Here is a 3,653-nt window from a genome sequence, read left to right as displayed (position 1 = left end):
AACCCTCATGCCCGGCAACCCACTTGAAATTCAACAGAGCCCCTCGGTTGCATATGGCATAACGCTTTTCGCTTGATTGAGAACAGACCCTAGGAAAAGGCGCCGGGTCGTCCTGCTCGGGCGATGCGCCGCGCGGCGACGCGACGGAGTATACCATGTTTTCGGCAGCGGCGGTTTCCGCCGGTCTCCGCCCGCGTTGCGGCAGGCGCTGCTGGCCGGATGCTTGCGGCCTTAACGTTCAATCAGCAATGGGAGCGCGCATGCGTACGATCATGTATCTGATGCTGGCCGTCATGGCCATGGGCTTGAGCGGCTGCGGCTACAATCGCATCCAGGCCGCCGACGAGCAGGTGAAGGCCAGTTGGGCGGAGGTGCTGAACCAGTATCAGCGCCGCGCCGATCTGGTGCCCAACCTGGTCAACGTGGTCAAGGGCTACGCCAGCCACGAGCGGCAGGTGCTGACCGAAGTCACCGAAGCGCGGGCGCGGGTGGGCTCCATCCAGGCCACGCCCGAGCTGCTCAATGATCCGGAAGCCTTCGCCCGCTTCCAGGCGGCTCAGGCACAGATGACCAGCGCCCTGTCGCGCCTGCTGGCAGTGGCGGAAAACTACCCGCAGTTGAAGGCCGACGCCCTGTTTCGCGACCTGCAGGCGCAATTGGAGGGCACGGAAAACCGCATCACGGTGGCGCGCAACCGCTACATTCAGGCGGTGCAGGAGTATAACGTGCTGGTCCGCTCCGTGCCCACCAACTTCACCGCCATGATCTTCGGCTACAAGCCGCGGCCCAGCTTCACCGTGGAAAACGAGCGGGCGATCTCCACCGCCCCGACGGTGGATTTCTCGGCGCCGGCCGCCAGCCCGGCGCGATAGCGCGGCAGTCATGATCGCCACCGTGCGCCTGGCCGCCTTGCTGCTCTGGTGTCTGCTGCTGGCGCCGGCGAGCCGGGCGGAGGTGCCGGTGCCGTCGCTGACCGCCCATGTGGTCGACCAGACCGGCACCCTGACGGCGCAGCAGCAGGCTGCCCTGGAGCAGATGCTGCGGGACTTCGAGGCGCAGAAAGGCAGCCAATTGGCCGTGCTGATCGTGCCGAGCACGCAGCCGGAGAGCATCGAGCAGTACTCCATCCGCGTGGTCGATCAGTGGAAGCTCGGACGCAAAAAGGTCGATGATGGCGCCCTGCTGCTCGTGGCCAAGAACGACCGGACCATGCGCATCGAGGTCGGCTACGGCCTGGAGGGGGTGCTGCCCGATGCCATTGCCAAGCGCATCATCAGCGAAGTGATCACGCCGTATTTCCAGCGCGGCGACTTCTACGGCGGCATCCAGGCCGGCCTGCAGCAGATGATGCGGGTGATCGAGGGCGAGCCCCTGCCGCCTCCCGCCGCCCAGCCGCGGGAGCGTGCCCCCGGTTTCGGCCAGTTGCTGTTCTTTCTCTTCTTGTTCGTGCTCATCGGCGGCGGCATCCTGCAGGCCGTGCTGGGGCAATTCATGGGCGCGGCGGCCACAGGCCTCGTGGTGGCCGGGTTGGCTTGGCTCCTCCTGAATACGGTGCTCTTCGCCCTGCTGGCAGGGCTCGGGGCCTTCATCTTCACCCTGATCGGCCCGATCCGGGGCGGCATGGGCGGCTTCCGTGGCATGGGAGGCGGCTGGCCGGGAGGCGGCTGGTCCGGCGGTGGTGGTTTCGGAGGCGGCGGCTGGTCCGGCGGGGGCGGCGGCTTCGGTGGCGGCGGCGCCTCGGGACGCTGGTGACGGCGGAGGGCGGACACACGATGGACAACCGGCGCATCCTGCGACACCTCATGACGGGAGCATGGCAGCTGCGGCGTGCCTTTCCGCCGGAGAGCCTGCGGCGCATCGAAGCGGCCATCCACGCAGCGGAAAGCCGGCACGACGGGCAGATCCGCTTCGCCGTGGAAGCCTCCCTGGAGCTGCCCGCCCTGCTGCGCCGTTTGAGCGCCCGCGAGCGCGCCTTGGAGGTGTTTTCCCAGCTGCGGGTCTGGGATACGGAGCACAACAACGGCGTGCTCATTTACCTGCTGCTGGCCGACCGCGACGTGGAAATCGTCGCCGACCGCGGCGTTCACCGGCAGGTGGGCAATGTGCGCTGGGAGGCCATCTGCCGCCGGATGGAGGAGGCATTCCGCCAACACCGCTTCGAGCCGGGCGTGCTGGCCGGCATCGAGGCGGTGGGCGAGGAACTCGCCCGCGCCTATCCGAAGACGGGCGGACCGGGCAACGAGCTGGCCGATGCGCCGGTGCTGCTGTGACGGCCCCTTGGAAGCGGTGCGGCATCACAGCTGGGAACGCAACAGGGCGGCCAGGCGTTCCAGCAGTTTTTCCGACCAGGGGCGCCGCTGCCAGGCCCCTAAATCGATGCGCCGGGATTGCTGCAGGTCGGCATTGAAGATGGCCGCCTGCTGGCGCGCGAAGTCGGGATCGTAGATGTTCAGATTGGCCTCGTCGTTGAGCCGGAAGGAGCGGTTGTCGAAGTTGGTGGAGCCCACCGAAACCCAGGCGTCGTCCACCACCATGACCTTGCAGTGGTACATGGTGGGCTGGTACTCGTAGATTTCCGCGCCGGCCCTCAAAAGATCTCCCCAGCGGGCGCGCGAGGCCTTGCGCACCACCTGAGTGTCGATGTGCTTGCCGGGCACGATGATCTGTACCTTGACGCCCCGCCGCATGGCCTCGACCAGGGTCTGCACCGACAAGTCGTCAGGCACGAAGTAGGAGTTGGCGATCAGGATGCTTTTGCGCGCCGAGGCGATGGAGAGCAGGTACATGAGGCGCACGCTCTCGCTGCCCTCGCCCGGCGAGCTCTTGAAGACCTGTGCCGGGTGCGGGCCAGCGGGCGCGATGGCGGGAAAATAGTCGTCGCCGTGCAGCACCTCGCCGCGGGTCTTCATCCAGTTGTCGATGAAGGCGGCCTGCATCTGCGCCACGGCAGGCCCCTCGATGCGAAAGTGCGAATCCCGCCAGTGCTCGGGATCCTGCGCATGGCCGGTCCAGTTGTCCGCGATCCCCACGCCGCCGGTGAAGCCGACCACGCCGTCCACCACCAGCAGCTTGCGGTGGGTGCGGTTGTTCATGCGGGCCAGGTTGTACCAGCGCAGCGGATGGTACTTTTCGACCTGGACGCCGGCCCGGCGCATTTCTTCCAGGTAAGCCTCCTCCATTTTGGAGCTGCCGACCCAGTCGAGCAGGACGTGCACCTTCACGCCCGCCCGCGCCCGCTCCGACAAGGCGTCGGCGAAGGCTTTGCCGATCGTCCCCGACCAGTAGATGTAGGTTTCGAAGGTGATGGTCCGGCGGGCGCCGCGGATGGCGGACAGCATGGCCGGAAAGATCTGGTCGCCGTTGAGCAGCACCTGTGCCCGGTTGCCGGGGAGGATGGGCGGCCCGAGCAGTACGCCCATGGAGCGCTGGAACCGGGGATCGTCCACGGCGTAGAGGGGCTTGATGCGATGCTCGATCTTCTTCTCGCCGGAACTGAAGTTCAGCGTGATGACAGTGGCCACCAGCGTGAGAACGACGGCGAGCAGAATGGACATTTTTGTTTTTTGGCTCTGTTGAATTTCAAGTGGGTTGCCGGGCATGAGGGTTGATCACTGCGAAGTCGAGCTTGCCGGCGATCAGGAAGATGACGGTTC

The 3,653-nt window shown here is 66.3% G+C and carries 4 protein-coding genes; 3 read left to right on the top strand and 1 reads right to left on the bottom strand.

From position 1 onward, the window contains the following. Positions 1-260: 260 nt before the first annotated feature. The 3 genes from G579_RS0113180 to G579_RS0113170 are packed head-to-tail and all read left to right on the top strand — an operon-like array spanning position 261 to position 2,270. Positions 261-872, top strand: coding sequence for a LemA family protein (locus tag G579_RS0113180; protein ID WP_028990543.1), 612 nt, complete (start codon positions 261-263; stop codon positions 870-872). A 10-nt stretch (positions 873-882) separates the two neighbouring features. Continuing rightward, positions 883-1,752 (top strand): TPM domain-containing protein, encoded by an 870-nt coding sequence (locus tag G579_RS0113175; RefSeq protein ID WP_028990542.1) that lies wholly within the window; start codon positions 883-885, stop codon positions 1,750-1,752. A gap of 20 nt (positions 1,753-1,772) precedes the next feature. After that, positions 1,773-2,270: a TPM domain-containing protein gene (locus G579_RS0113170; protein ID WP_028990541.1), complete on the top strand. Its 498-nt coding sequence runs from the start codon at positions 1,773-1,775 to the stop codon at positions 2,268-2,270. A gap of 24 nt (positions 2,271-2,294) precedes the next feature. On the opposite strand, the gene cls is transcribed toward G579_RS0113170, so the two are convergent. After that, positions 2,295-3,554: a cardiolipin synthase gene (gene cls / locus G579_RS0113165; protein WP_038020072.1), complete on the bottom strand. Its 1,260-nt coding sequence runs from the start codon at positions 3,552-3,554 to the stop codon at positions 2,295-2,297. Between the last annotated feature and the right edge of the window lie 99 nt (positions 3,555-3,653).

The organism is Thermithiobacillus tepidarius DSM 3134 (assembly GCF_000423825.1).
GTDB lineage: Bacteria > Pseudomonadota > Gammaproteobacteria > Acidithiobacillales > Thermithiobacillaceae > Thermithiobacillus > Thermithiobacillus tepidarius.
The sequence above is the reverse complement of the archived record's forward strand: the minus strand, read 5'-3'. Positions and strand labels throughout refer to the sequence as shown.

Bases quoted from the DNA above. Each gene is read 5' to 3' on its own strand.
- G579_RS0113170 (WP_028990541.1), top strand. From the start codon at position 1,773: ATGGACAACCGGCGCATCCTGCGACACCTCATGACGGGAGCATGGCAG.
- G579_RS0113175 (WP_028990542.1), top strand. From the start codon at position 883: ATGATCGCCACCGTGCGCCTGGCCGCCTTGCTGCTCTGGTGTCTGCTG.
- G579_RS0113180 (WP_028990543.1), top strand. From the start codon at position 261: ATGCGTACGATCATGTATCTGATGCTGGCCGTCATGGCCATGGGCTTG.
- cls (WP_038020072.1), bottom strand. From the start codon at position 3,554: ATGTCCATTCTGCTCGCCGTCGTTCTCACGCTGGTGGCCACTGTCATC.